The organism is Actinosynnema sp. NPDC004786 (assembly GCF_053601135.1).
This window is the reverse complement of record NZ_JBSGBG010000010.1, coordinates 44,406-70,190: the sequence shown is the minus strand read 5'-3', so window position 1 is coordinate 70,190 and position 25,785 is coordinate 44,406. Positions and strand designations below refer to the sequence as shown.

Sequence of the window (25,785 nt, the reverse complement as noted above, 5' to 3'; positions counted from 1 at the left end):
GTTTCCCCTCACTGGTTCCGGTCGGTCCGGGACAGGGCGTCGGCGAGGATCGTGCCGATCTCCGCCAGCGGTCCCGGGTTCATCATTTCGTCGTGCGCGCAGGCGATGTCGTGGTTGGTCACGACGCCGTCCACGTGCGGTCGCCACGCCTCGAACGTGGGCAGGCCCTCCGGCCGGTCGCGCACGGCCGTGAAGAACAGCAGGTCGCCGCGGAACACGCCGCGCGTCACCTCCTGCGCGAACGCCCAGTTGTTCAGGTAGACGTCCACGAAGGCGGAGATCCGGTCCCGGTCGACGCCCGCCACGCGGCCGCCGTGCCGCAGGACCAGCTCCTCGACCTCGGCGCGGTCGAGGTCCCCGGTGGTCCCGGCCGGCCGGCCGAGGCTCTCCAGGATGGCGCGCAGCACGTCCTGCTCCGCGGGCCTCGGCTCGGCGGGCGGCTCCCGGTGCGGGTAGTTGTCCAGGATCGCGAGCAGGTCCACCCGCTCGCCCTGCCGCTGCAACTCGACCGCGAGCCGGTGCGCGATCTTGCCGCCGAACGACCAGCCGACCAGCCGGTACGGCCCGGTGGGCTGCACGGACCGCAGGTGCGCCGCGTACTCGGCCACCATCTCGTCGGTGTCGGCCGGCAGCGCGGTCGCCTCGGCCAGGCCGCGCGCCTGGATGCCGTAGAGGCGGGCGTGCCGGCCGAGCTTGCCGACCAGGCCCGCGTAGCACCAGCTCAGGCCGCCGCCGGGGTGCACGCAGAACACGATCGGCGCGTCGCCCGCCGGGTGCAGGGGCAGGATCACCCGCAGCCCTTCGTCGTCGGCGGGGTCGTCCTGGTCGAACCGCCTGGCCAGGTCGGCCACGGTGGGGTTGGCGAACAGGTCGCGGACGGACAGCTCGCGGCCGAGCGTCGCGCCGATCCGGGCCACCAGGCGGGTGCCGAGCAGCGAGTAGCCGCCCAGGTCGAAGAACGACTCGTCCACGAGGACCTCGGGCAGGCCCAGGACCTCGGCGAACAGGTCGCACAGGATGCGTTCCCGGGGCGTCCACGGGTGGCGGCGCGCGTCGCCGTCCTGTGCGGTCGGCGCGGGCAGGGCCGACCGGTCCAGCCGGCCGCCCGGTGTCGACGGCAGGTGGTCGAGGGTGACCAGCGCGGTGGGGATCAGCGGGTCCGGGAGGAGGCTCGCGACGTACTGGCGCAGCTCGACCAGCGTTGGCCCGCGGTGCCCGGCCGGCACGACGTAGGCGACGAGGCGTTCGTCGCCCGGTCCGCGCCGGGTGGCGACGGCGGCGTGCGCGACGGCGGGGTGGGAGGCGAGGGCGGACTCGACGCGGGTCGGGTCGAGGCGGAACCCGCGGATCGTGAGCTGGTCCTCGGCCCGGCCGAGGCGGACGAGGGTGCCGTCACGGGTCCACCGGGCGAGTTCGCCGGTGCGGTGCAGGCGGCTGCCGGGCGGGCCGAACGGGTCGGCGACGAGGCGGGTGGCGGTGAGGACGGGGCGGTCGAGGTAGCCGCGGGCGTGGGCGGACGTGTAGAGGTCGCCCACCACGCCGGGTGGGACCGGGGTCAGGGTGTGGTCGAGCACGTAGGCGCGCGCTCGGGGTGTGCGCAGGGATGCGTGGTCCGCGACGAGGCCGTCCGGGGCGTGGAGCGAATCCGTCGTGTAGGCGATCACCGCCGTGTTGTGCGGGGAGAGCGGCGCGAGGCGGTCGGCGTCGGTCAGGTCGGTGTCGGGGTGGTGGATTAGGGTGAGGTCGTCCAGTTCGAGCACGTGCTCGACGTGACCGGGCACCGCGATCGCGCCGGCGGTGGTGGTCAGTGCGAGGAGCGGCTGGGTCTCGTCGAACACGGCCGCGATCCAGTCGACGGGGCGCTCGGGGTCCACGGGCACGTACGCGCCGCCCGCCTTGAGCACCGCGAGGGTTGCGATCGTGCGGTGGTCGGAGGGCGGGAGCACCAGTGCGACCGGCTGTTCCGGTCCGACGCCCAGCTCGACCAGGTGCCGGGCGAGTTGGTTGGCCCGTGCCTCCAGCTCGTGCCCGATCGGGTGAACTTGGATGCGGTCATGAAACGTAACGCCGTTTTGAACGGTGTCGAACGTCGGTTGAAACAACGAGGCCGGCAACCAACCCGTGCCCTCGGGATCGGCGGGAGTGGCGGGAGGTGTGGCAGCCGTGCGGTGGTCGGGGTGGCCGGGACGCGCGGCATGGGCGGGACGCGCGGGCACAGGCGCATGGCTCGCGGGGCGTGCCGGATCGGGACTCGCGGGGCCTGCGGGGCGTGCGGGACCGGGACTCGCGGGGCGTGCGGCGTCTGGCCTTGCGGGGCTCGCGGCGCTTGCGGGGTCAGGGCTTGCGAGGTCGGGGCGTGCGGGACCATCGGGATAGAGCGGGATGGCCGGATCGGTCGAAGCCGGCCACGAGGCCGCTGCGGGTATCAGGTTCCCGGTCAGGACCTGCTCGCGCTCGGCCGGGTCGAGCACGTCCACCCGGCCGACCGGGGTCGAGAGGTCGGTGGCCATCGCTTCGAGCACCCGGACCAGGCGTCCGAGCACGCGGTGGGCGTCGTCGGCGTCGAAGAGGTCCGGGCGGTAGCCGAGGCGCAGGCGCAGCTCCTCGTGCGGGATCACGAGCAGGCTCATGGGGTAGTGCGTGGCGTCCTGCATCCGCACGTCCACGAAGCGCAGGTCGTGGCCCACGTCCCAGCCGGTGTCGGGGCCGAGCGGGTAGTTCTCGAACACCAGGTCGGTGTCGAACAGCTCGCCCAGGCCGGTGGCCTGTTGGATCTCGGTCAGGCCCAGGTAGTGGTAGGGGGCGAGCGCGGACTGCTGCTCCTGGAGCCGGTCGAGCAGGTCGCCGAGCGGCCGCGTCGGGTCGAGCCGCACGCGGGCGGGGAGGGTGTTGATGAACAGGCCGATCATCGACTCGACGCCGGGCAGGTCGGCGGGGCGGCCGGAGACGGTGATGCCGAGCACCACGTCGTCGCGGCCGGTGAGGCGGCCGAGCACGATGGCCCAGGCGGCTTGGACCAGGGTGTTCATCGTGACGCCGCGGGCGCGGGCCAGGGTGGTCAGGCGGGTGGCGAGGTGGTCGGGCAGGACGTGGGCGACTTCCTCGGGGACGACGGGTGGTCGGGCGGGGTCGGGGAGGTCGAGCAGGGTCGGGCCGGCGAGGCCGGCGAGGGCTTCGCGCCAGTGCCGCCGCGCCTCGTCGCGGTCCTGGTCGGACACCCACGCGAGGTAGTCGCGGTACGGGGGCACGCGGGGCAGGGCGTGGTCGTCGCCGGCGGTCAGGTAGAGGGCGAACAGCTCCCGCGCGACGAGCGGGCTGGACCAGCCGTCGAGGACCAGGTGGTGGTTGGTGACGACGAACCGGAAGCGGTTGTCGCCCAGGCGGATCAGGGTGAAGCGGATCAGGGGGGCGCGGGTGGTGTCGAAGCGGCGCACGCGGTCGGTGTCGGTCAGCCAGGCCAGTTCGTCGTCGCGGTCGGCGGCGTCCAGGTCGGACAGGTCGTGCTCGTCCCAGAGCGGGTCCACGTCGCGCAGCACCACCTGCACGGGCCGGTCGAGGCCGTCGTGGGCGAACGCGGTGCGCAGGTTGGCGTGCCGCCGCACCAGCGCGCCCGCCGCCGCGCGCAGCGCGCCGACGTCCAACGCGCCTTCGAGGTCCACGTACAGCTGCACGAGGTACACGTCGAGCCCCTGTTCGTCGTACAGGGCGTGGAAGAGCAGCCCTTCCTGCAGCGGGGACAGCGGCAGGACGTCCTCGACCCCCGGCCACTGCCGCTCGATCCGCGTGATCTGGTCCTGGCTCAGCGCCACCAGCGGCAGGTCGGACGGCGTGAAGCCGCCGGCGCCGGGCTCGCGGGCGTGCTCGACCAGGCCGGTCAGGGCGTCGACCCAGGCGTCGGCCAGCGCGCGGACGTCCGCCTCGGCGAACAGCTCCCCGGGCCACGACCAGCTCGCCCGCAGCACGCCGTCGTGCACGGCGGCGTCGACGGTCAGCGCGTGGGCGGCGGGCAGGTCCGGGGCGGCCGGGGTCACGGTGGCCGCTTCCGGGGCGAGCGACCAGTCGCCGGTGTCCGGCGCGCCCGCGCGGCCGAGGTAGTTGAACGCGACCTCCGGCGTGCCCGATTCGGCCAGCACCCCGGCGGTCGCGGGGTTCAGGTGGCGCAGCAGGCCGAAGCCGAGGCCGTGGTCGGGGAGGGCGCGCACCTGCTCCTTCACGCGTTTCAGCGCCTCGCCGGGGCCGGCGTCGCCGACGTCCAGCCGGACGGGGTGCAGGGTGGTGAACCACCCGACCGTGCGCGACACGTCCAGCCCGAGGTCTTCGCGGCCGTGCCCCTCCAGGTCCACGACCACCGGGCCGGGTCCGCGCCACCGCCGCACGGCGATCGCCAGCCCGGTCAGCAGCACGTCGTCGATCCCCGCGTGGAACAACGCCGGCACCTCGCCCAGCAGCGCCCCGGTGACCTCGGCCGGCACCTCCACCGACACCGACCGCACCCGGTCCGCGCGCTCCCGGGCCGGGTCCAGCGGACGGGCGGCCAGCGCGGGGCCGGGGTCGCGCAGCACCTCGGTCCACCGCGGCAGCTCGGCGACCCGGGCGTCGGACCGGGACTGCGCGACCAGCTCCTCGGCCCACCGGCGCAACGACGTGCGGACCGGTTCGAGGGGCGCGCCGGCCCGCCACGCGGCGGCCAGGTCGGGCAGCAGGATCCGCCACGACACGCCGTCGACCGCGAGGTGGTGCACGACCAGCAGCACCCGTCCCGAACGGCCGGGGCCGGCGTCGAACCACACGACCTCGACCACCGCGCCCCGGGCCGGTGCCAGCCGGTCCTGCGCGGCGTGCAGTTCCGCCTGCACGGCGGCGGCCACGTCGTCGGTGGCCGGGAGGTCCACCCGCCGCACCCGTTCGCGCGCGTCGACCGCGCCGGGCGGTGGCACGACCGGGTCGTGACCGGGGCGCACGACCAGGCGCAACGCGTCGTGGTGGTCGACCACGGCCTGCACGGCGGCGGTGATGCGGTCCAGGCCGAGGTCGGCCGGCACCCGGAGCAGCACCCACTGGGCGAACCGGTCCGCCGAACCGCCCCGCTCGGCCAGCCACCGCATGATCGGCGTGGCGGGCAGGTCGCCGACGCCGACGTCCGGGGCCTGGCCGGCGTCCGCGTCGAGCGGGACGGCGACGGCGGCGACCGCCTCGACGGTCTTGTGCTCGAACACGGCCCGCGGCGTGATGCCCCACCCCGCCTGACGGGCCCGACTCACCAACTGGATCGAGATGATGCTGTCGCCGCCGAGGGCGAAGAAGTTGTCCGCCACCCCGACCGCGTCCAGGCCGAGCACCTCGGCGAACAGGCGGGCGAGGGTGCGCTCGGCCGGGGTGCGGGGCGCGCGTCCGGACGCGGCACGGCGGGAGTCGGGCGCGGGCAGCGCCGCCCGGTCCAGCTTGCCGTTCGCGGTGATCGGCACGGCGTCCAGCCGCACGAACGCCGCCGGCACCATGTGGTCGGGCAGGAACCGCGCCGCGAACGAGCGCAGCTCATCGGCCTCGGCCTCGCCGACGACGTACGCGACCAGCCACTTCCCGGCCGGGCCGTCGTCCCGCGCCACGACCGCCACCTGCCGCACGGCGGGATGCCGCGCCAGCACCGCCTCGACCTCGCCCAACTCGATCCGGAACCCGCGGATCTTCACCTGGTCGTCCGACCGGCCCAGGTACTCCAACTCGCCCCGGACCGTCCACCGCACCACGTCCCCGGTCCGGTACATCCGTTCCCCCGCCGGGCCGAACGGGTCAGCCACGAACCGGCCGGCCGTCAGCCCGGCACGACGGAGATAGCCGCGCGCCAATTGCGGACCCGCCACGTACAACTCGCCTGCCACACCGGGCGGCACGGGATTCAACCCGGAGTCCAACACGTAGGTCCGGAAGTTCGGCAAACCTCGACCGACCACGCTGACACCGTCACCGGCGACCACGTGATGCGTGACGTGCACGGTCGCCTCGGTCAACCCGTACATGTTCACCAACACCGGACCGCCCGGATGACGCTCGAACCAGCCCGACAACCGGTCGAACCGCAACGCCTCCCCACCGAACACCACATACCGCAACGAACCACCGGACACACCCGCGTCAACCAACCGGTAGAACGCCGAGGGCGTCTGGCTCAACACCGTCACACCCTCCGCCACCACCAGATCCCAGAACTCCTCCGGCGACCGCGACACGTCGAACGGCACCACCACCAGCCGCCCACCCGACGACAACGGCCCCCACAACTCCCACACCGAGAAGTCGAACGAAAACGAGTGGAACAACGACCACACATCGTCCACACCGAACTCAAACCGATCGGCGGCAGCACCCAACAAAGCCACCACGTTCGCATGCGACACCGGAACACCCTTCGGCATCCCCGTCGAACCCGACGTGTAGATCACATACGCCACATCGTCCACATGCGACCGACCGCGCTCGACATCGGTCAAGTCCTCGCCCGAAAGACCGTCCAACCCGGCCAGGGAATCCAACCCGTCCAGCACCACCACCGGCTTGGCGTCGTCCAGTAGGAATGCGATCCGCTCCGCCGGATAACCGGGATCAACAGGCACATACCCGCCACCCGCCTTCACCACCGCCAGGACCGCGACCACCAGGTCCAGCGAACGCGGCAACACCAGCCCGACCAGGGAACCGGGACCCACACCACGCCCAACCAGCCACCGGGCCAACCGGTTCGCCCGAACGTTCAACTCCGCATACGTCAACGACTCGCGCTCGAACACCACTGCGACCGCCGAGGGATCACGTCGCACCCGCGCCTCGAACAAGGCCGGCAACGTCGTCACCGGCACATCCCGCACCGGACCCTGCCAACCCCGCAGCACCCGCTCCCGCTCCACGCGGTCCAGCACGTCGATCCGCCCCAACGGCACGTCCGGGTCCGCCACCAGGGCCTCCACCACCCGCACCAGGCGGCGCAGCACGAGGTCGGCCGCGTCGGCGTCGAGCAGGTCGGGCCGGTAGCCCAGGCGCAGCCGCAACCCCTGGTGCGGCAGCACGAGCAGGCTCATCGGGAAGTGCGCGGCGTCGCGCCCGTGCGTGCCGGTGATCCGCAGGTCGGGGCCGAGGTCCCACCCGCTGCCGGGCCCGACGGGGTAGTTCTCGAACACGAAGTCGGTGTCGAACAGCTCCTCCACCCCGGCGAGCCGGTGCACCTCCGCGAGGCCGAGGTGCTGGTGGGCGGTCAGGTCGGCCTGCTGTCGCTGGAGCGCGTCGAGCAGGTCGCCCGCCGGGAGCGCGGGGTCGAGGCGCACCCGCACCGGCAGGGTGTTGACGAACAGCCCCACCATCGACTCGACGCCGGGCAGGTCGGCGGGTCGCCCGGACACGGTCACGCCGAGCACCACGTCGGCGCGTCCGGTCAGGCGGCCGAGGAGCACCGCCCAGGCGGCCTGGAGCACGGTGTTCAGCGTGACCTCGCGCCGCCGGGTGAGGGTGGTGAGCCGGGCGCGCAGGTCCTCGGGGACGGTCAGCACGACCTGCTCCGGCACGACCGGCGCGCGGGCGGCGTCCGGCGGGGCGACGAGCGTCGGCCCGTCCACCCCGTCGAGCAGGTCGCGCCAGTGGCGGCGGGCGGCGTCGCGGTCCTGGCCGGAGAGCCAGGTCAGGTAGTCGCGGTAGGGCGTCACCCGCGGGAGGCCCCGGTCGTCGCCGCGGGTCGCGTAGAGGGTGAACAGCTCCCGCGCCACCAGGGGGCCGGACCAGCCGTCCAGCACGAGGTGGTGGTTGGTGACCACGAACCGGAACCGGTCGTCGCCGAGGCGGACGAGCGTGAAGCGGACGAGCGGCGGGCGGTCCACGGGGAAGCGCTGCTCCCGGTCGGCCCGGGTGATCCGGTCGAGTTCGGCGTCCCGGTCGCCGGGGTCGAGGGCCGACAGGTCGTGGTCCGCCCACGGCAGCGGCACTGCGCCCACGACGACCTGCACCGGCCGGGTCAGCCCTTCGTGGGCGAACGCGGCGCGGAGGTTCGCGTGCCGGCGCAGCAGGGCGGCGGCGGCCGCGCGCAGTGCCCCGACGTCCAGGTCGCCGTGCAGGTCCACGCCGAGTTGCACCACGTAGACGTCCGGGCCCTGCTCGTCGTACAAAGCGTGGAACAACAAGCCTTCCTGCAACGGCGACAGGGGCAACACGTCCTCGATGCCCTGCCAACGCGCCTCGACGGCCTCGACCTCTGCCTGGGACAGATCGACCAGCGGCAGGTCCGACGGCGTGCGGCCGCCCGCTCCCGGTCGCCGGGTGTGCGCGACGATCCCGGTCACCGCGCGGGTCCAGCGCCGTGCCAGCCCGCGGACCTCGTCCTCGGTGAACAGCTCCTCGGGCCACGACCAGGTCGCGCGCAACACGGTGCCGTCGACGCCCGCGTCGACCACGATCGCGTGCGACGCGGGCAGGTCCGGCGCGGTCGGCGACACGACGTCGGCTTCCGGGGCGGGCGACCAGTCGCCGGTCTCCACGGCCCCGGCGCGCCCGAGGTAGTTGAACAGGATCTCCGGCGTGCCGAGCCGGGCCAGCTCCGCACCGCGCTCCGGGTCGAGGTGGCGCAGCACGCCGAACCCGAGGCCGCGGTCCGGGAGCGCCCGCACCTGCTCCTTGACCCGTTTCACCGCGCGCCCGGCGGCCGGGCCGCCCGCGCACACCTCCTCGAAGCCGACCGGGCCGGGGTCGAGGCGGACGGGGAACATGCCGGTGAACCACCCGACCGTGCGGGAGAGGTCGACGTCGGGGTGGTCGCGGCCGTGGCCTTCCACGTCGACCAGCACGGCGGTCCGGTTCTCGCGCCACGTGCCGACCGCGACGGCCAGCGCGGTCAGCAGCACGTCGTCGACGCCCGCGTGGAACGCGGCCGGCGCCTCGCCCAGCAGGGGCGCGGTGGTGTCGGCGTCCAGCTCGACCGTGACGGACCGGACGCGGTCCGCGCGGTCGCGCGTCGGGTCCAGCGGGCGTGCGCCGAGCGCCGGTCCCGGATCGCGCAGGACGTCCGCCCACAGCGGCAGTTCCGCGGCCCGCGCGCCGGAGCGCGCCTGCTCGACCAGCAGGCCGGCCCACCGCCGGAAGGACGTGCCGACCGGGGCGAGCGCGGGGGTGCGGCCGGTGGTCACGGCCTGCCATGCCTCCGCCAGGTCGGGCAGCAGCACCCGCCACGACACGCCGTCGACCACGAGGTGGTGCAGCGTGACCAGGAGTCGTCCCGGGGTGTCCGGTCCGGCGTCGAACCACACCACGTCGAGCACGACGCCGTCGGCCGGTGACAGGCGGCCCAGCGCGGCGTCGGCCTCGGTGTTGAGCACGTCGACCACGTCGTCGGAGTCGCGGAGGTCCACGCGGCGGACCCGTGGCCGCACGTCGACCGACCCCGCCGGCCGCACGGTCAGCGACCACCCGGCCGCCGGGTCGGGGCGGGCGACGAGCCGGAGCGCGTCGTGGTGGTCCACGACCGCCTGGCACGCCGCCGTGACGCCGTCCACGTCGAGGCCGGGCGGCACCCGGAGCAGCACCCACTGCGCGAACCGGTCCGCCGAACCGCCCCGGTCCGCCAACCACCGCATGATCGGGGTGGCGAACACCTCGCCCACGCCGTCGTCGGCCGTCTCCGCCGGCACGCCGTCCAGGGCGGTGGCGACGGCGGCCAGCCGTTCCACGGTCTTGTGCTCGAACACGTCACGCGGCGTGAAGACCAACCCGGCTCGGCGGGCCCGGCCGACGAGCTGGATCGACACGATGCTGTCCCCGCCGAGGGCGAAGAAGCTGTCCTCCACCCCGACGCGGGCCAGGCCGAGCGACTCGGCGAACAGGCGGCAGAGCAGCTCCTCGCGCGGGGTGCGCGGTCCGCGGTCCGACACCGCGCCGGCGAAGTCCGGGGCGGGCAGCGCGCGTCGGTCGAGCTTGCCGCTCGGCGTCAGCGGCAGTTCGTCCACCACCACGACGGCCGCCGGGACCATGTGCTCCGGCAGCGACTCGGCCACGAACGCGCGCAGGGACTCCACCAGCTCGCGCAGTTCGTCCGGCAGCACCGGTTCGTTGGCGTAGGCGGACAGGTCGGTGGTGGCGTCGGTCGGCTGCCGGTAGGTGTCCGTGAGGGCCGTGCCGCGGGCGTGGGCGACGAGCACGGCGTCGAAGCCGTCCTCGGCGTCGGGCGACCAGGTGGTGGCGACGGTGTAGCCGAGCCGTGCGCCGAGGTCGTGGAAGTCCTCCGGCTCCCGGCCGCCCGGCGCGTCGGCGAGGCGGGCGTTCGGCACGTCGGTCACCCGCACGCGGTCCGGTCGCTTGACGGCCAGGTGGTTGGCCAGGCCGTCCAGGTCGGTGACGTGGGTGCCCCAGCGCAGCCGGAGCGCGTCCGCGACGGAGAGGGCCGGGCCCTTGTGCAGGACCGCGTCGTACCGGTAGCGGGTCAGCTCGTTGTGCCGGGTGCCCCGCTTGAGCCGCAGGTCGAGGCCGGTGACGCCGTCGGTCGTGGCGGCCAGGGCGGCGAAGAACCCGGGGTCGAGCAGGAGTTCCCGTTCCCGGACGGCACCCCGGTGGCCGAGCGCGTTCCGGAGGTGCGGGAGCAGGCGCAGGTTCCGCACGTCGCCGACGAACACCGCGCCGCCGGGCACGACGAGGTCGAGGGCCCGGCGCAGGACGTCCGCGAGGTAGTCGACGTTCGGGAAGTACTGCGCCACCGAGTTCAGCACGACCGTGTCGAAGTAGCCGGTCGGGAGGCCGTCGACCACGTGCGCGGGTTGCGCCCGCAGCTGCACCCGGTCGGCCAACCGCGCGTCGGCGTCGACGTGGGCGCGCAGCGCGTCCACCGCCTCGCGGGACAGGTCGGTGCCCCAGTACGCCTCGCACGACGGGGCGAGCCGGGCCAGCAGCAGACCGCTGCCGACGCCGATCTCCAGCACGCGGCGGGGTTCCAGCTCCCGGACGCGCGCCACGACGTGGTCCCGCCACTCCCGCATGTGGTCGAGCGGGAGGGGTTCGCCGTCGTAGCTGCTGGTCCAACCGGAGAAGTCCTCGCCGAGCGGTGTGCGGGCGACGTCGTCGTAGACCGAGCGGTAGACCGACTCCCAGTTGCCGAGGGACCGCTGCTCGCGGGCGGCGTCGCGGTCGCCGGGCGCGCGGGTGGTCGGCGCGACGTAGGCGACGAGCCGCCGGTCGGCGGTCCCGTCCCGGCGGGCGACGACGGCGGCCTGCCGGACGGCGGGGTGCCGGGCCAGCACCGACTCGATCTCGCCGGGCTCGATCCGGAATCCCCGGATCTTCACCTGATCGTCGGATCGGCCGACGTACTCCAGTTGACCGTTGTTCCAGCGCACCAGATCACCGGTCCGGTACATGCGCGCGCCCGCCGGGCCGAACGGATCCGCCACGAAACGCCCAGCGGTCAACCCGGGTCGCTTCAAATACCCCTGCGCGAGCTGAACACCCGCGATGTACAACTCCCCCACCACACCCGGCAACACCGGAGCCAACCCGCCGTCCAACACGTAAACCCGCGTGTTCCACACCGGCGAACCGATCGACACCACCGACACACCCCGCTCGACCCGAGCGGCGGTCACATCCACAGCCGTCTCCGTCGGCCCGTACAGGTTGTGCAACGACACGTCCAACACCGAGTGGAACTCGTTGGCCAGCTCGGGCGACAACGCCTCACCACTGCACACCACCAGGCGCACGCCGTCGCACTGGCGCACCCCCGGATCACGCAGGAACGCGCCCAGCATCGACGGCACGAAGTGCAGCACCGACACCCGCTCCCGCCGGATCACCTCCACCAAATACGCCGGATCCCGGTGCCCCTCCGGCCGGGCCACCACCAACACCGCACCCGTGATCAACGGCCAGAACAACTCCCACACCGACACGTCAAACCCGAACGGCGTCTTCTGCAACACCCGATCCACCGACGACAACCCGAACTCACCCTGCATCCACAACAACCGATTCACCACAGCCCCATGCCCCACCACCACACCCTTCGGCACACCCGTCGAACCCGACGTGTAGATCACGTACGCCGGAGAGTCACCCGTCAGCGGCGCACGCCGATCGGCGTCCGTCAGATCCGCACCCGACAGATCCCCACCGAACTCCACACCGTCCAGCACCACCACCGGCTCCGCGTCGGCCAGCAAGAAGTCGATGCGCTCGCGCGGATAGTCCGAGTCGATCGGCAGATACGCACCACCTGCCTTCAGAACACCCAACACCGCCACGACCAACTCGACCGAGCGCGGCAACCGCACCCCCACCACAGAACCCGCGCCAACCCCCAAACCCACCAAATAACGCGCCAACCGATTCGCCCGCACGTTCAACTCCGCGAACGACACCGACACACCCTCGAACACCACCGCGACACCCGAACCCGCAACCCGAACACGCTCCTCGAACAAACCCACCAACGACACAACAGGCACATCACGAGCCGTGTCATTCCACGACACCAACACCCGATCCCGCTCACCCACACCGAACACGTCCACCCGACCCACCGGCATCCCCGGATCGGTGGCCATCGCCTCCAGCACCCGGGACAACCGGTCGAGCACGGCGCCGGCGAACCGCCGGTCGAACAGGTCGGGCCGGTGGATCAGCCGGAAGCTCAGCCCTTGGTCCGGGTGCGCCACCAGGCTCATCGGGTAGTGCGCCGCGTCCTGGCCGTGGTAGCCGGTGACGCGCAGGTCGGGGCCGAGGTCCACCCCGTCGGCCGGGCCCACCGGGTAGTTCTCGAACACGAAGCTGGTGTCGAACAGCTCGTCGGCCCCGGCCTCCCGCAGGACGTCGGCCAACCCCAGGTGCTGGTGGCTCGTCAGCTCGGCCTGCTGCTCCTGCACCCGGTCCAGCACGTCGGCCAGCGGGGTCGCCGGGTCCAGCCGCAGCCGCACCGGCAACGTGGTGATGAACAGGCCGATCATCGACTCGACGCCCGCCAGCTCGGCGGGGCGGCCGGACACCGTCACGCCGAGCACCACGTCCTCGCGCCCGGTCAGGCGACCGAGCACCACGCCCCACGCCGCCTGCAACAGGGTGTTGAGGGTGATCCCGCGTTGCCTCGACACGGCGGTCAGCCGCGTGACGAGGTCTTCGGGCACGGTGACGGTGACCTCGTCCGGCACGACCGCCGCCCGTGCGGCGTCCGGCGGCCCGACCAGCGTCGGCCCCTCCACACCGGCCAACACCTCGCGCCAACGCCGACGCGCCTCCTCACGGTCCCGCCCCGCCAACCACACCAGGTAGTCCCGGTACGGCGTGACGGGGGGAAGCGTGCTGTCGTCACCGCCGGTGAGGTAGAGGGCGAACAGCTCCCGCGCCACCAGCGGGCTCGACCAGCCGTCCAACAGGATGTGGTGGTTGGTCATCATCAGCCGGTAGCGGTCTGCGCCCAGCCGCAGCAGCGTGAACCGGACCAGCGGCGCGCTGCCCACGTCGAACCGCCGCGCGCGATCGGCGGCGACGATCCGCGCCGCCTCCGCCTCGGCGTCCACTTCGGACAGGTCGTGTTCCCGCCACGGCACGTCCACGTCCCGCAGCACCACCTGGACGGGGTGCCCGACTCCGTCGTACGCGAAGGCGACCCGGAGGTTGGCGTGCCGCCGCACCAACGCTTCCGCCGCCGCGCGCAGCGCGGGCACGTCCACCCGACCCCGCAGGTCCACGGCGAGCTGCACCACGTAGACGTCGGGCCCCTGCTCGTCGTACAGGGCGTGGAACAACAACCCTTCCTGCAACGGCGACAGCGGCAGCACGTCCTCGATCCCCTGCCAGCGCGCCTCGATCGTGTCGACCTCCGCCTGGGACAGGTCGACCAGCGGCAGGTCCGACGGCGTGCGGCCGGCCACACCGGGCTGCCGCGCCTGCTCCACCAACGCGGTCAGCGCGTCGGTCCAGGCACGGGCCAGGGCGCGGACGTCGTCCTCGGCGAACAGCCCCTCCGGCCACGACCAGTCCGCCCCCAGCACGCCGTCCCGCACGATGGAGTTGATCGACAGGGCGTGCGTCGCCGGGAGGTCCGGCGGTGCCGCTCCCACGTCCGCGTCACGGGCGAGCGACCAGCCGCCGATGTCGGCCACGTCCGCGCGACCGAGGTAGTTGAAGACGATCTCCGGCGTGCCCGCGGCCGTCAATGCCTCGGCGGTAGCCGGGTTGAGGTGCCGCAGGAGGCCGAACCCGATGCCGTGGTCCGGGATCGCCCGCAGCTGCTCCTTGACCAGCTTGACCGCCGCGCCGGGCCAGGCGCGACCCGCGTCCAGCCGGACGGGGTGCAGGGTGGTGAACCACCCGACCGTGCGCGACACGTCCAGCCCGAGGTCCGCGCGGCCGTGCCCCTCCAGGTCCACCACCACCGGACCCTCACCACGCCACTCGCGGACGGCGACCGCCAGCCCGGTCAGCAGCACGTCGTCCACCCCGGCGTGGAACAACGCCGGCACCTCGCCCAGCAGCGCCCCGGTGACCTCGGCCGGCACCTCCACCGACACCGACCGCACCCGGTCCGCGCGGTCCCGTTCCCGGTCCAGCGGACGGGCGGCGAGCAACGGCCCCCGGTCGGCCAGGATCCCCGTCCACAGCGGCAGCTCCGCGACCCGCGCCGCGGCTTCCGCCGCCACCCGCTCCGACCAGCGCCGGAACGACGCGCCCACCGGGGCCAACGTCGGGGTCGCGCCGTCGCGGACGGCCCGCCACGCGGCGGCCAGGTCGGGCAGCAGGATCCGCCACGACACCCCGTCCACCACCAGGTGGTGCAGCACCAGCAGCAGCCGACCGCGGCGGCCCGGACCGGAGTCGAACCAGACCACCTCGACCACCCGGCCCTCGGCCGGGGACAACCGGTCCTGCGCCGCGTGCAGCTCGCGTGCCACGTCACCGCCGACGACCCGGCGCACCCGTTCCCGCGCGTCCACCGAACCGATCGGCCGCACGGTCGGCGTCCCGTCACGATCCACCACCAGCCGCAGCACGTCGTGGTGGTCGAGCACCGCCCGCACCGCCGCCGTCAGCCGGTCCAGGCCCAGGTCGGCGGGCACGTCCACCAGCAGCCACTGGCAGAACCGGTCCGCCGAACCGCCCTGCTCGGCCAGCCACCGCATGATCGGTGTCGGCACGACCTCGCCCACGCCGACGTCCGGCACGTGTTCGGCCTCGTCGTCCAGCGCCACCGCCACGGCCGCCAGACCGGCCACCGTCTTGCGCTCGAACACCTGCCTCGGCGTGATGCCGACCCCCGCCGCACGCGCCCGGCTCACCAGCTGGATCGACACGATGCTGTCCCTGCCGAGGGCGAAGAAGTTGTCGTCCACCCCGACCGAGTCGAGGCCCAGGACGTCGGCGAACAGCCGGCACAGCACTTCCTCGCCCGGTGTGCGCGGTGCGCGTCCCGAGGTGGTGGCGTTGAAGTCCGGGTCCGGGAGGGCCTTGCGGTCGAGCTTCCCGTTGCGCGTCAACGGCAACGCGTCCAGCACGACGACCGCCGACGGCACCAGGTGGTCCGGCAACGACTCCGCCACGAACTCGCGCAACTCCGCCGACTCGACCTGACCGACCACGTAGGCGACCAACCGCTGCCCACGGGCGACCACCGCCGCCTGCCCGACCGCCGGGTGCCTCACCAGGGCGGCCTCCACCTCCCCCGGCTCGATCCGGAACCCCCGGACCTTCACCTGATCGTCCGACCGACCCAGGTACTCCAACTCGCCCCGGACCGTCCACCGCACCACGTCCCCGGTCCGGTACATCCGCGCACCAACCGTGCCGAACGGGTCAGCCACGAACCGGCCGGCCGTCAACCCGGCACGACCCAGATACCCCCGCGCCAACTGCGGACCCGCCACATACAGCTCACCCGCCACACCGGGCGGCACCGGGTTCAACCCGGAGTCCAACACGTAGGTCCGGAAGTTCGGAAGGCCCTGGCCGATGACACTGGCACCGCCGCCCGTCACCACGTGATGTGTCACGTGCACGGTCGCCTCAGTCAACCCGTACATGTTCACCAACACCGGACCGCCCGGATGACGCTCGAACCAGCCGCCCAGCCGGTCGAACCGCAACGCCTCCCCGCCGAACACCACATACCGCAACGAACCACCGGACACACCCGCGTCAACCAACCGGTAGAACGCCGACGGCGTCTGGCTCAACACCGTCACACCCTCGGCGACCACCAACTCCCAAAAGTCCTCCGGCGACCGCGACACGTCGAACGGCACCACCACCAACCGCCCACCCGACGACAACGGCCCCCACAACTCCCACACCGAAAAGTCGAACGAAAACGAATGGAACAACGACCACACATCGTCCACACCAAACTCGAACCGATCGGCGATCGCGCCGAAGAGCCCGACCACGTTCGCGTGCGACACCGGAACACCCTTCGGCATCCCCGTCGAACCCGACGTATAGATCACATACGCCACATCGTCCACATGCGACCGACCGCGCTCGGCATCGGTCAAATCCGCGCCCGACACCTCCACCCCGTCGAGGAACGCGAGATCGTCCAGCACCACCACCGGTTTCGCGTCGTCCAGCACGAACGCGATCCGCTCCGCCGGATAAGCAGGATCAACAGGCACATACCCGCCACCCGCCTTCACCACCGCCAGGACCGCCACCACCAGATCCAACGAACGCGGCAACACCAAAGCCACCAACGACCCCGGCCCGACACCACGCCCAACCAGCCACCGGGCCAACCGATTCGCCCGAACGTCCAACTCCCCATACGTCAACGACACACCCTCGAACACCACCGCGACCGCCGAAGGATCACGCCGCACCCGCGCCTCGAACAACCCCGGCAACGTCGCAGGCGGCACATCCCGCACCGGACCCTGCCACCCCCGAAGCACCCGCTCCCGCTCGGCCGCATCGAGCACGTCGACCCGCCCCAACGGCACGTCCGGGTCCGCCACCACCGCCTCCAGCACCCGCACGAACCGGTCGAGCACCGACTCGGCCGTGCCCGGGTCGAAGATGTCGGTGCTGTACTCCAGCGCGAGGTCGATGCCGCCGGTCTCGTGCTCGGTGACGTAGAACGTCAGGTCGAACTTGGCCGCGCCCAGGTCGGTGTTCTCCGCCGTCACGGTGACGTCGCCCAGGTCGGCGCTGATCCCGGCCGGGTGGCCGGCGGCCAGCATGACCTGGAACAGCGGGTGGTGCGACAGCGACCGCTCGGGGTTGAGCGCCTCGACCAGCCGCTCGAACGGCACGTCCTGGTGCGCGTACGCGGCCAGGTCGGCCCGGCGCACCCGCGCCAGCAGGTCGCGGAACGCGGGGTCGCCGGACGTGTCGGTCCGCAGCACGAGGGTGTTGACGAAGAACCCCACCAGCCCGTCGAGGACGCCTTCCCCGCGCCCGGCGACCGGGGTGCCGATCGGCACGTCAGTGCCCGCGCCCAAGCGGGTCACCAGCGCGGCCAGGGCGGCGTGCAGCACCATGAACACGGTCGCCTGCCCGTCGCGGGCCACCGCGCCAATCGCCCGGTGCAGCGCGGTGTCCAGCTGCCGGGTGGCGGTGCCGCCCCGGTAGTCGCGCACGGCGGGTCGCGGCCGGTCGGCGGGCAGGTCGAGGCGTTCGGGCAGGTCCGCCAGCTCGCGCCGCCAGAAGTCCAGTTGCCCGCGCAGCAGGCTCGTCGGGGCGTCGTCGCCGCCGAGGAGTTCCCGCTGCCACAGGGCGTAGTCCGCGTAGCCGACGGGCAGCGGCTCCCAGTCGGGGGCCTTGCCGTCGGCGCGGGCGCGGTAGGCGGCGGTGAGGTCGCGCACGAGCGGGGTCAGGGACCAGCCGTCGCCCGCGATGTGGTGCACCACCATCACGAGCACGTGCTCGTCGGCGTCGACCCGGAACAGGGCGGCTCGCACCGGCAGGTCCGCGGTGAGGTCGAACCGGGTCCGCACGACCGAGTCGACCGCCGGTCCCAGCGCGGCGCGCGTGGTGGGGGTGACCGCGAGCGGCGGCCGGGTGTCGTCCAGGACGCGTTGGTGCGGTTTGCCGTCCACCTCGGCGAACACCGTGCGCAGGCTCTCGTGCCGCCGCACGAGGTCGGCCAGGGCGGACTCCAGGGCGGGCACGTCGAGCCGGCCGGTGAACCGCAGCACGAACGGCAGGTGGTAGGCCGCGCCGAGGTCTTCCAGCCGGTCCAGGAACCACAGGCGGGACTGCGCGAACGACAGCGGCACGAGGTCGGGGCGCGGCCGGGCGACCAGGTCGGGGCGGGCCGTGACGTCGCCGAGGCCCGCCGCGATGCCGGCGACGGTCGGCGACTCGAACAGCTCCCAGATGGACAGCTCCGCGCCCAGCACGGCGCGGACCCGGGACACGAGCCGCGTGGCGAGCAGCGAGTGCCCGCCCAGCTCGAAGAAGTTGTCGTCCACGCCGACCCGGTCGAGGCCGAGAATCTCGGCGAACAGGTCGCACAGGACCTTCTCCCGCGGTGTGGCCGGTTCGCGCCCGGTGTCGTCGCCGACGAACTCCGGCGCGGGCAGCGCCCGGCGGTCCAGCTTGCCGTTCGCGGTCAGCGGCAGCTCGGCGAGCACGACGACGCCGGCGGGAACCATGTGGTTCGGCAGGCTGTCGGCGGCGAACGCGCGCAGCGCGACCACGTCGACCAGGCTGCCGCCGGCGGGCACGACGTAGGCGACGAGCTGCTTGCCGCCGGCGGCGTCCCGCGCCACGACCGCGACCTGGCCCACGGCGGGGTGGCGGCCCAGCACCGACTCGACCTCGGCCGGTTCGACCCGGAACCCGCGGATCTTGACCTGGTCGTCGGCGCGGCCGAGGAATTCCAGCTCGCCGCGGCGGTTCCAGCGCACCAGGTCGCCGGTGCGGTACATGCGGGTGCCGGCGGGCCCGAACGGGTCGGCGACGAACCGGGACGCGGTGAGGCCGGGGCGCTTGAGGTAGCCGCGGGCCACCTGCACGCCCGCGACGTACAGCTCGCCCACCACGCCCGGCGGCACGGGCGCCAGACCGGTGTCGAGCACGTAGACGCTGGTGTTGTCGATCGGGGTGCCGATGGGCGCGAGGTCGGGCCAGTCGGCCACGTCGAGGGGCAGCGTGTGCGCGGTGACGACGTGGGTCTCGGTCGGGCCGTAGTAGTTGTGCAGGCGGCGGCCGGGCACCAGGGCGTAGAAGTCGCGGACGGCCTGGCCCAGGCCGAGCGCTTCGCCCGCCTGGAGCACGTCGGTGAGGTCGGGCAGGCGTCGGCCGGTCGCGGCGGCGGCCTCGGCCAGGCCCTCCAGCACGGGGTTCGGCGCGTACAGCTCGGCGGTGCGGTGGGTCTCGAACCAGGCGGCCAGCCGGTCCAGGTCGAGCCGGGTCTCGCTGTCGGTCACGACGAGCGTCTTGCCGTACAGCAGGGCCGACAGGATCTCCTGCGCGGCGGCGTCGAAGCTGAGCGCCGCGAACTGGGCGGTGCGCAGGTCGGGGCGGTCGGTGGGGAGGTTGCGCGCGTTCCACGCCATGAGGTTGGCCAGGGCGACCGCGGGCAGGCTCACGCCCTTCGGCCGGCCCGTCGACCCGGACGTGTAGATCACGTAGGCGGGGTGGTCGGGGAGCAGTGGTGTGAGCCGGTCGGCGTCGGTGAGGTCGTCGCCCGGGTAGCGGGCGAGGTCGGCGGCGGTCGCGTCGTCGTCCAGCACCACCGCGCCCGGCACGGCGGTCCGCGCGGCGGCCAGCACCACCACGGGTTCGGCGTCGTCCAGCATGAACCGGACGCGGTCGGCCGGGTAGGCGGGGTCGATCGGCAGGTACGCGCCGCCCGCCTTCAGCACCGCCAGGGTCGCGATCACCAGGTCGGGCGACCGCGGCAGCAGCAGGCCCACCAGGTGCTCCGGGCCGACGCCGAGGTCGACCAGCCGCCGGGCCAGCCGGTTGACGCGTGCGTTGAGGTCGGCGTAGGTGAGCGAGCGGTCGCCGAACACCACGGCGGCGCGCCGGTGGCGGACCCGTCGTGGCGCGACCGGGAGCTGCGCCGGCCGGTCGGCCCGGACCGCCCGCTGCGCGTCGTGGTCGGCCGGCACCCCGACGGGCGCGAACTCGTCCTCGTCGCGCACCGGGCGTGGCTGCACCGCGCGGAGCTGACGGCGCTGGCCGCCGCGCTGGCCACCGGCGAGCCGGTCGCCGTCGACCGCCGCCCGGCCCCGGAGCCGCCCGACGGCACCGTGGTCGCGTTCCACCCGTTGAGCCTGGACTGGTGCGGGGACGGGCCCGCCGACCGGGGAACGGTGGAGCTGGGGCCGGGGGTCGACGACGCCACCGCGTTCGCGGCGCTCGCGCTCGCCCTGGCCCGGTACGAGAACCGCACCGACCTCGTGCTCGCCGCGATCACCCCGACGGGCACCGCGCTCGTGCCGATCACCGTGGACGAGGACCGCCCGGCGCGGGACCTCGTGGCCGGGGCGGGCGCCGCGCTGGCCGCGGCCGGCCGGCGGCCGGACCCGGCCCGACCCGAGGGCGGGCTCGCCACGGTCGCGGTCCAGCTGGACACCCGCGCCGACCCGGCCGACGGGTACGTGCCGGGGCCGCTCGCCGACTTCCCGCTGACCGTGCACGTGACCCGTGCGCCGTCCGGCGCGGTGGTGGCCCGGGTGCTCGGGGACCGCGACCCGCGCCGGTTCGCCGCCCACTTCGCGCGGCTGGCCCGGGAACTGGCCGCGCACCCGCGCAGGCCGGTGGCGGAGCTGAGGATGCTGGCGGAGCGGGAGGAGCGGGACATCGTCGCGCTCGGCGACGGCGGCCCGCTGCCCCCGCCGGACTTCGCCACCGTGCCCGAGGGGGTGGCCGCGCGGGCCGCCGACCGGCCGGACGCCGTGGCGGTCTCGGCCGAGGACGCCGAGCTGACCTACAGGGAACTGGACCGCGCCGCCGACCGGGTGGCCGCCGCGCTGCGGGCCCGCGACGTCGGACCGGGCACGCGGGTGGGCGTGTGCCTGCCCCGGTCGGCCGGGCTGGTGGTGGTGCTGCTCGGCGTGCTGAAGGCCGGCGCGGCGTACGTGCCGATGGACCCGGAGCACCCGGCGGACCGGCTGCGCCACATCGCGACCGACGCCGGGCTGACCGCGGTCGTCGCGGCGGACCCGATTCCCGCCGGGCGGGACACGGCGACCCTGCGACCGGCCGACCTGCTCGGCGGCGACGGCACCACGGGCGACGGCGCCACGGCGGACTCCCGTCCGGAACCGTCCGACCGGCCCGCGACCGCCACACCGGGCACCGCCCCCGGCCACCACGCGGCCACCACGTCGAGCACCGATCCCGGCCCCACCACCACACCCGGCGCCGGGCCCGACGATCCCGCCTACGTCGTCTACACCTCGGGGTCGACCGGGCGGCCGAAGGGCGTGGTGGTGCCGCACCGCAACGTCGTCGGCCTCCTCGCCGCCACCCGCGACCTCTTCGGGTTCGGCCCCGACGACACGTGGACCCTGTTCCACTCGGTCGCGTTCGACTTCTCCGTCTGGGAGCTCTGGGGCTGCCTGACGACCGGCGGCCGGCTCGTCGTCGTGCCGCCGCCGGTGGCCCGGTCGCCGGACGAGTTCGCCGACCTCCTCCGGCGGGAACGGGTGACGGTGCTCAACCAGACGCCCACCGCGTTCGGCCAACTCGCCGGCGCGGACGTGCGGGGGCTCGCGCCGCGGCTGGTCGTCCTCGGCGGCGAGACCCTCGACACCCGGTCGTTGACCGGCTGGTTCGACCGCGTGCCGGAGTCCGCGTGCCGGCTGGTCAACATGTTCGGCATCACCGAGACGACCGTGCACGTCACGGCGGCCGACCTCGGGCGGCGCGACGCGCTCGCCGCCTCGCGCTCGGTCGGCCGGCCGCTGCCCGGCTGGTCGGTGGTGGTGCGCGACGCCAGGGGCCGGGTCGTCCCGGTCGGCGTGGCGGGCGAGATCGTGGTCGGCGGCGCGGGCGTGGCGTCGGGCTACCACGGCCGGCCGGACCTGACCGCGCTGCGGTTCCGGGAGGGCACGTACCGCAGCGGCGACCTGGGCCGGCTGCGCCCCGACGGCGCGCTCGACCACCTCGGCCGGCTCGACGACCAGGTCAGCGTGCGCGGGCACCGGGTCGAGCCGGGCGAGATCACGGCCGTGCTGCTGGAGGACCCGCTCGTCACGGCGGCGGCCGTGACCGCCGAGGAGCACCCCGACGACGGCACCAGGCTGCACGCGTTCGTCGTCGCGCCGGAGGGCGTCGACCCGCTGGAGGTGCGACGCCGGGCCGCGCGGACGCTGCCGCACTACATGCTCCCGGCCACCGTCACGCGCGTGCCGCACCTGCCGTCGACCGGCAACGGCAAGCTGGACGTCGACGCGCTCCGCGCCCTGCCGCGCGCGCAACCGCCGCCGGCGCCCGACCACGGCGGCGAGGGGGTCGTCGCGACCGTGTGCCGCGTGCTGGGCCGCCTGGTCGGCACGGCGGTCGAGCCGGCGGACGACTTCTTCGAGCTGGGCGGCAACTCCCTGCTGGCCACGAAGCTGTCGCTGCACCTGCGGGCCGAAGGGCTGCCCGCGCTGCCCGTCCGGCAGCTCTACCGCAGGCCGACCCCGCTGGGCGTGGCCGCCTACTACGACGAACTCGCCTCGGCCGAGCGGGCCGGCGCGGACCGGAAGGGCGCAACGGACTGATGTTGATCTGCGGCATCAAAGCCTCCCACGACGGCGGGGTCGCCGTCATCGCCGACGACCGCCTGCTGTTCAGCACCGAGATGGAGAAGCTGGGCAACGGGCCGCGCTACAGCGCCCTCGACGACCTCGACCGCGTCACCGCCGTGCTGGCCGCGGAGGGCATCTCACCGTCCGATGTGGACAGGTTCGTGGTGGACGGGTGGTGGACGGCGGGCGCGGACGGCGCGACGGCGGTCCTCACCCGGCGCGCCGGCGCGCCGTTCGACCTGCCGGTCGCGCCCTACCTCGACGGACCGCGGGGCCTGCTGCGGCCGCACGAGTTCGACGCGCACGACTTCGGCGGCCGCACGCCCGGTTACGTGAGCTACCACCACGTCGCCAACCACGTGCTGGGCGCGTACTGCTCCAGCCCGTTCGCCGAGCGCGGCGAGGACTCGCTGGTCCTGGTGTGGGACGGCGGCATGGTGCCGCGCCTGTACCACGTCGGCGGCCGGGCCCGGACGGTCACCGCGATCGCGCCCGTGCTGCCCGTGACCGGCAACAGCTTCGCCGACTTCAGCGCGCGGTTCGAGCCGTTCCGGCTCGACACCGACGACCTGTCGCCGGACGAGGCCGTGCGGCACCACCTGTCGATCGCCGGGAAGGCCATGGCCTACGCCGCGCTGGGCCGGGTCGAGGAGGCCGCGTTCGCCGTGTTCGACGAGATCCTGACCGGCCTGCCCGGCATCGGGCAGGAGAACGCGCGGGTGCTCGCCGAGAAGGTCGCGGTGAACCGGGACCACCTGGTGCCCGGCCTCACCGACGCCGACCTGATCGCGACCTTCCAGGCGTACCTGGGCGACCGGCTGCTCGCCGGGCTCACCGCGCTGATGCGGCGGCGGTTCCCGGGGCAGCGCCCGCACCTGGCGCTCGCGGGCGGGTGCGCGTTGAACATCAAGTGGAACAGCGCGTTGCGCGCCAGCGGCCTGTTCGACGGGATCTGGGTGCCGCCGTTCCCGAACGACGCCGGCGCGGCGATCGGCACGGCGAGCTGCGAGATGTTCCGCGCCGGCGGGCACACCGCGTTGCGGTGGGGCGTCTACAGCGGACCGCGGCTGGTGGCGGGCGACGTGCCCGACGGGTGGCGGGTGCGGCCGTGCGACGAGCGGGAGCTGGCCGCGCTGCTGCACCGCGAGGGCGAGCCGGTCGTGGTGCTGTCCGGCCGGGCCGAGATCGGGCCGCGGGCGCTGGGCAACCGCAGCATCCTCGCGCCCGCCACCGACCCCGGCACGAAGGACCGGTTGAACGCGATCAAGGACCGGGCCGCGTACCGGCCCGTCGCCCCGATCTGCCTCACCTCGCGGTCCGAGGAGGTGTTCACGCCGGGCGGCGCGGACCCGTACATGCTGTTCGAGCACCACGTCCGGCCGGAGTGGGTCGAGCGCATCCCCGCCGTGCTGCACCTGGACGGCAGCGCGCGCCTGCAGACCATCGACCCGTCGGCCGACAGCGCCACCGGCCGCATCCTGGCCGCGTACGCGGAGCTGAGCGGCATCCCCGTGCTGTGCAACACCAGCGCCAACCTCAACGGCCGCGGCTTCTTCCCGGACGTGGCGTCGGCGGCGCGGTGGGGCGGCGCCCGGCACATCTGGTCGGAAGGGCTGCTCTACACCAACCCGCGCAGCTCCGCCCACAGCGACGACCACGACCGCTTCGGCCCGTCGCACCGGTAGAGCGGGACGCGGTCGTTCGTCCCCGGCACGCCGCTCGGGTTCTCCACCACGGTCAGCAGCCGCACGCGGTCGAAGTGCCGCCGCAACGACTCCTCGTCACCGCCGACGTGGACGACCACGTCCGCGCCCTCCGGCGGCGTGCCGAAGTCCGCGTAGCCGCGGTGCGGGCTGTAGACCTCCGGCACGTCGGTGGCCAGCACCTCGACCGCGCCGGCGAGGAAGTAGGTGTCGGCGACGACCACCGCGTGCCGCCGCTCGTCGGGCGTCAACGCGCGGTACGCGGCGTCGACCCGGTCGGCCAGCTCGGGCCAGCCCGTGCTGTACCGGCCGAAGAAGTCCGTGGCGGGCAGCCGGTCGCGGGGCGGCAGCGGCAGCTGGGCGACCGCGACCGCCGCGCACAGCACCGCGACCGGCCACGTCGTGGTCCACCGCCACCACGCCGCCGGCCGACGCCGCTCCAACTCCACCCCGCCCGCCACCCACAGCAGCGGCACCAGGCCGGACGCGTAGTAGTAGCGACCGCCGGACACCAGGAAGATCACCGTGACGACGACCGCCACCCAGCCCAGGAACCGGTGGTCCGCCAACCCGGGCGACCGCAGCAGCCGCACCCAGCCGTGCACCAGGAGCACCCCGCCGAACAGCAGTCCGCTGTAGAGCAGCAGCATCGGCAGGAACGGCAGCCACGGCGGCATCCCGAACACGGGCTGCCGGCCGAGCGCCGAGGACAGGGTGAGCTGCGGCCACCCGTGGGCCGCCTGCCACAGGACGCCCGGCGCCGCGGACAGCGCCGCGACCGCCGCGCCGGCCCACGCCCACGGCGTGCGGAGCAGACCGCGCGGCCCGACGACGGGCACCACCACCGCGAACGCGGCGCAGAACGCGACGATCAGCCACTTGTTCTGCACGGCGACCGCGACCACCACACCGCACCACAGCAGCAGCCGGTCGTCCCGCGTGCGCACCCACCGCGCCGGCAGCCAACCGAGCAGGGTCCAGCAGAACAGGTCGACGATCACCGTGTGCGTGACGTGGCCGAACAGCAGCGTGGTCGCCGACACCGCGCACGCCGCCGCGGCGAGGAGCTGCGCCCGGCGACCGCCGCCCAGCTCGCGCGCCGTCGCGCCGGTGAGGACCACCAGGCCGGCGGCGAGCAGCGCCGCCGGCGCCCGCAGCGCCACCACGGAGCCCGGGAACCACGCGTCGACCGCGTGCGCCAGCAGCGGCGTCAGCGGACCCTGGTCGGCGAACCCCCAGTCGAGGTGGCGGCCGGCGGCCACGTGGTACAGCTCGTCCCCGAAGTAGCCGTAGCGCCCGCTCACCGCGAGCAGCAGCACGCCCACCGCGGCCCCCAGGACCGTCAGCGGGCGCAGGGCTAACGCGGGCACGGGCTCGCGGGCGCC

At 74.1% G+C, this 25,785-nt stretch carries 4 protein-coding genes; 2 read left to right on the top strand and 2 right to left on the bottom strand.

The genetic code is table 11. The features are described from left to right. Positions 1–8: 8 nt before the first annotated feature. A complete protein-coding gene (locus ACWEFJ_RS11020; protein WP_449713643.1) occupies positions 9–20,099 on the bottom strand; it encodes a non-ribosomal peptide synthase/polyketide synthase in 20,091 nt (6,696 codons plus the stop codon). Here ACWEFJ_RS11020 and ACWEFJ_RS11015 point away from each other — a divergent pair. Both ACWEFJ_RS11015 and ACWEFJ_RS11010 read left to right on the top strand, forming a co-directional pair. Continuing rightward, positions 19,983–22,670: an amino acid adenylation domain-containing protein gene (locus ACWEFJ_RS11015; protein WP_449713642.1), complete on the top strand. Its 2,688-nt coding sequence runs from the start codon at positions 19,983–19,985 to the stop codon at positions 22,668–22,670. The two genes, ACWEFJ_RS11020 and ACWEFJ_RS11015, sit on opposite strands and share 117 nt — an antisense overlap. After that, a complete protein-coding gene (locus ACWEFJ_RS11010; protein WP_449713641.1) occupies positions 22,670–24,382 on the top strand; it encodes a carbamoyltransferase N-terminal domain-containing protein in 1,713 nt (570 codons plus the stop codon). Before ACWEFJ_RS11015 ends, ACWEFJ_RS11010 begins: the two co-directional genes overlap by 1 nt. On the opposite strand, the gene ACWEFJ_RS11005 is transcribed toward ACWEFJ_RS11010, so the two are convergent. Then, positions 24,316–25,770, bottom strand: a complete 1,455-nt coding sequence (locus ACWEFJ_RS11005; protein ID WP_449713640.1) for a glycosyltransferase family 39 protein — start codon at positions 25,768–25,770, stop codon at positions 24,316–24,318. The two genes, ACWEFJ_RS11010 and ACWEFJ_RS11005, sit on opposite strands and share 67 nt — an antisense overlap. Positions 25,771–25,785: the final 15 nt, after the last annotated feature.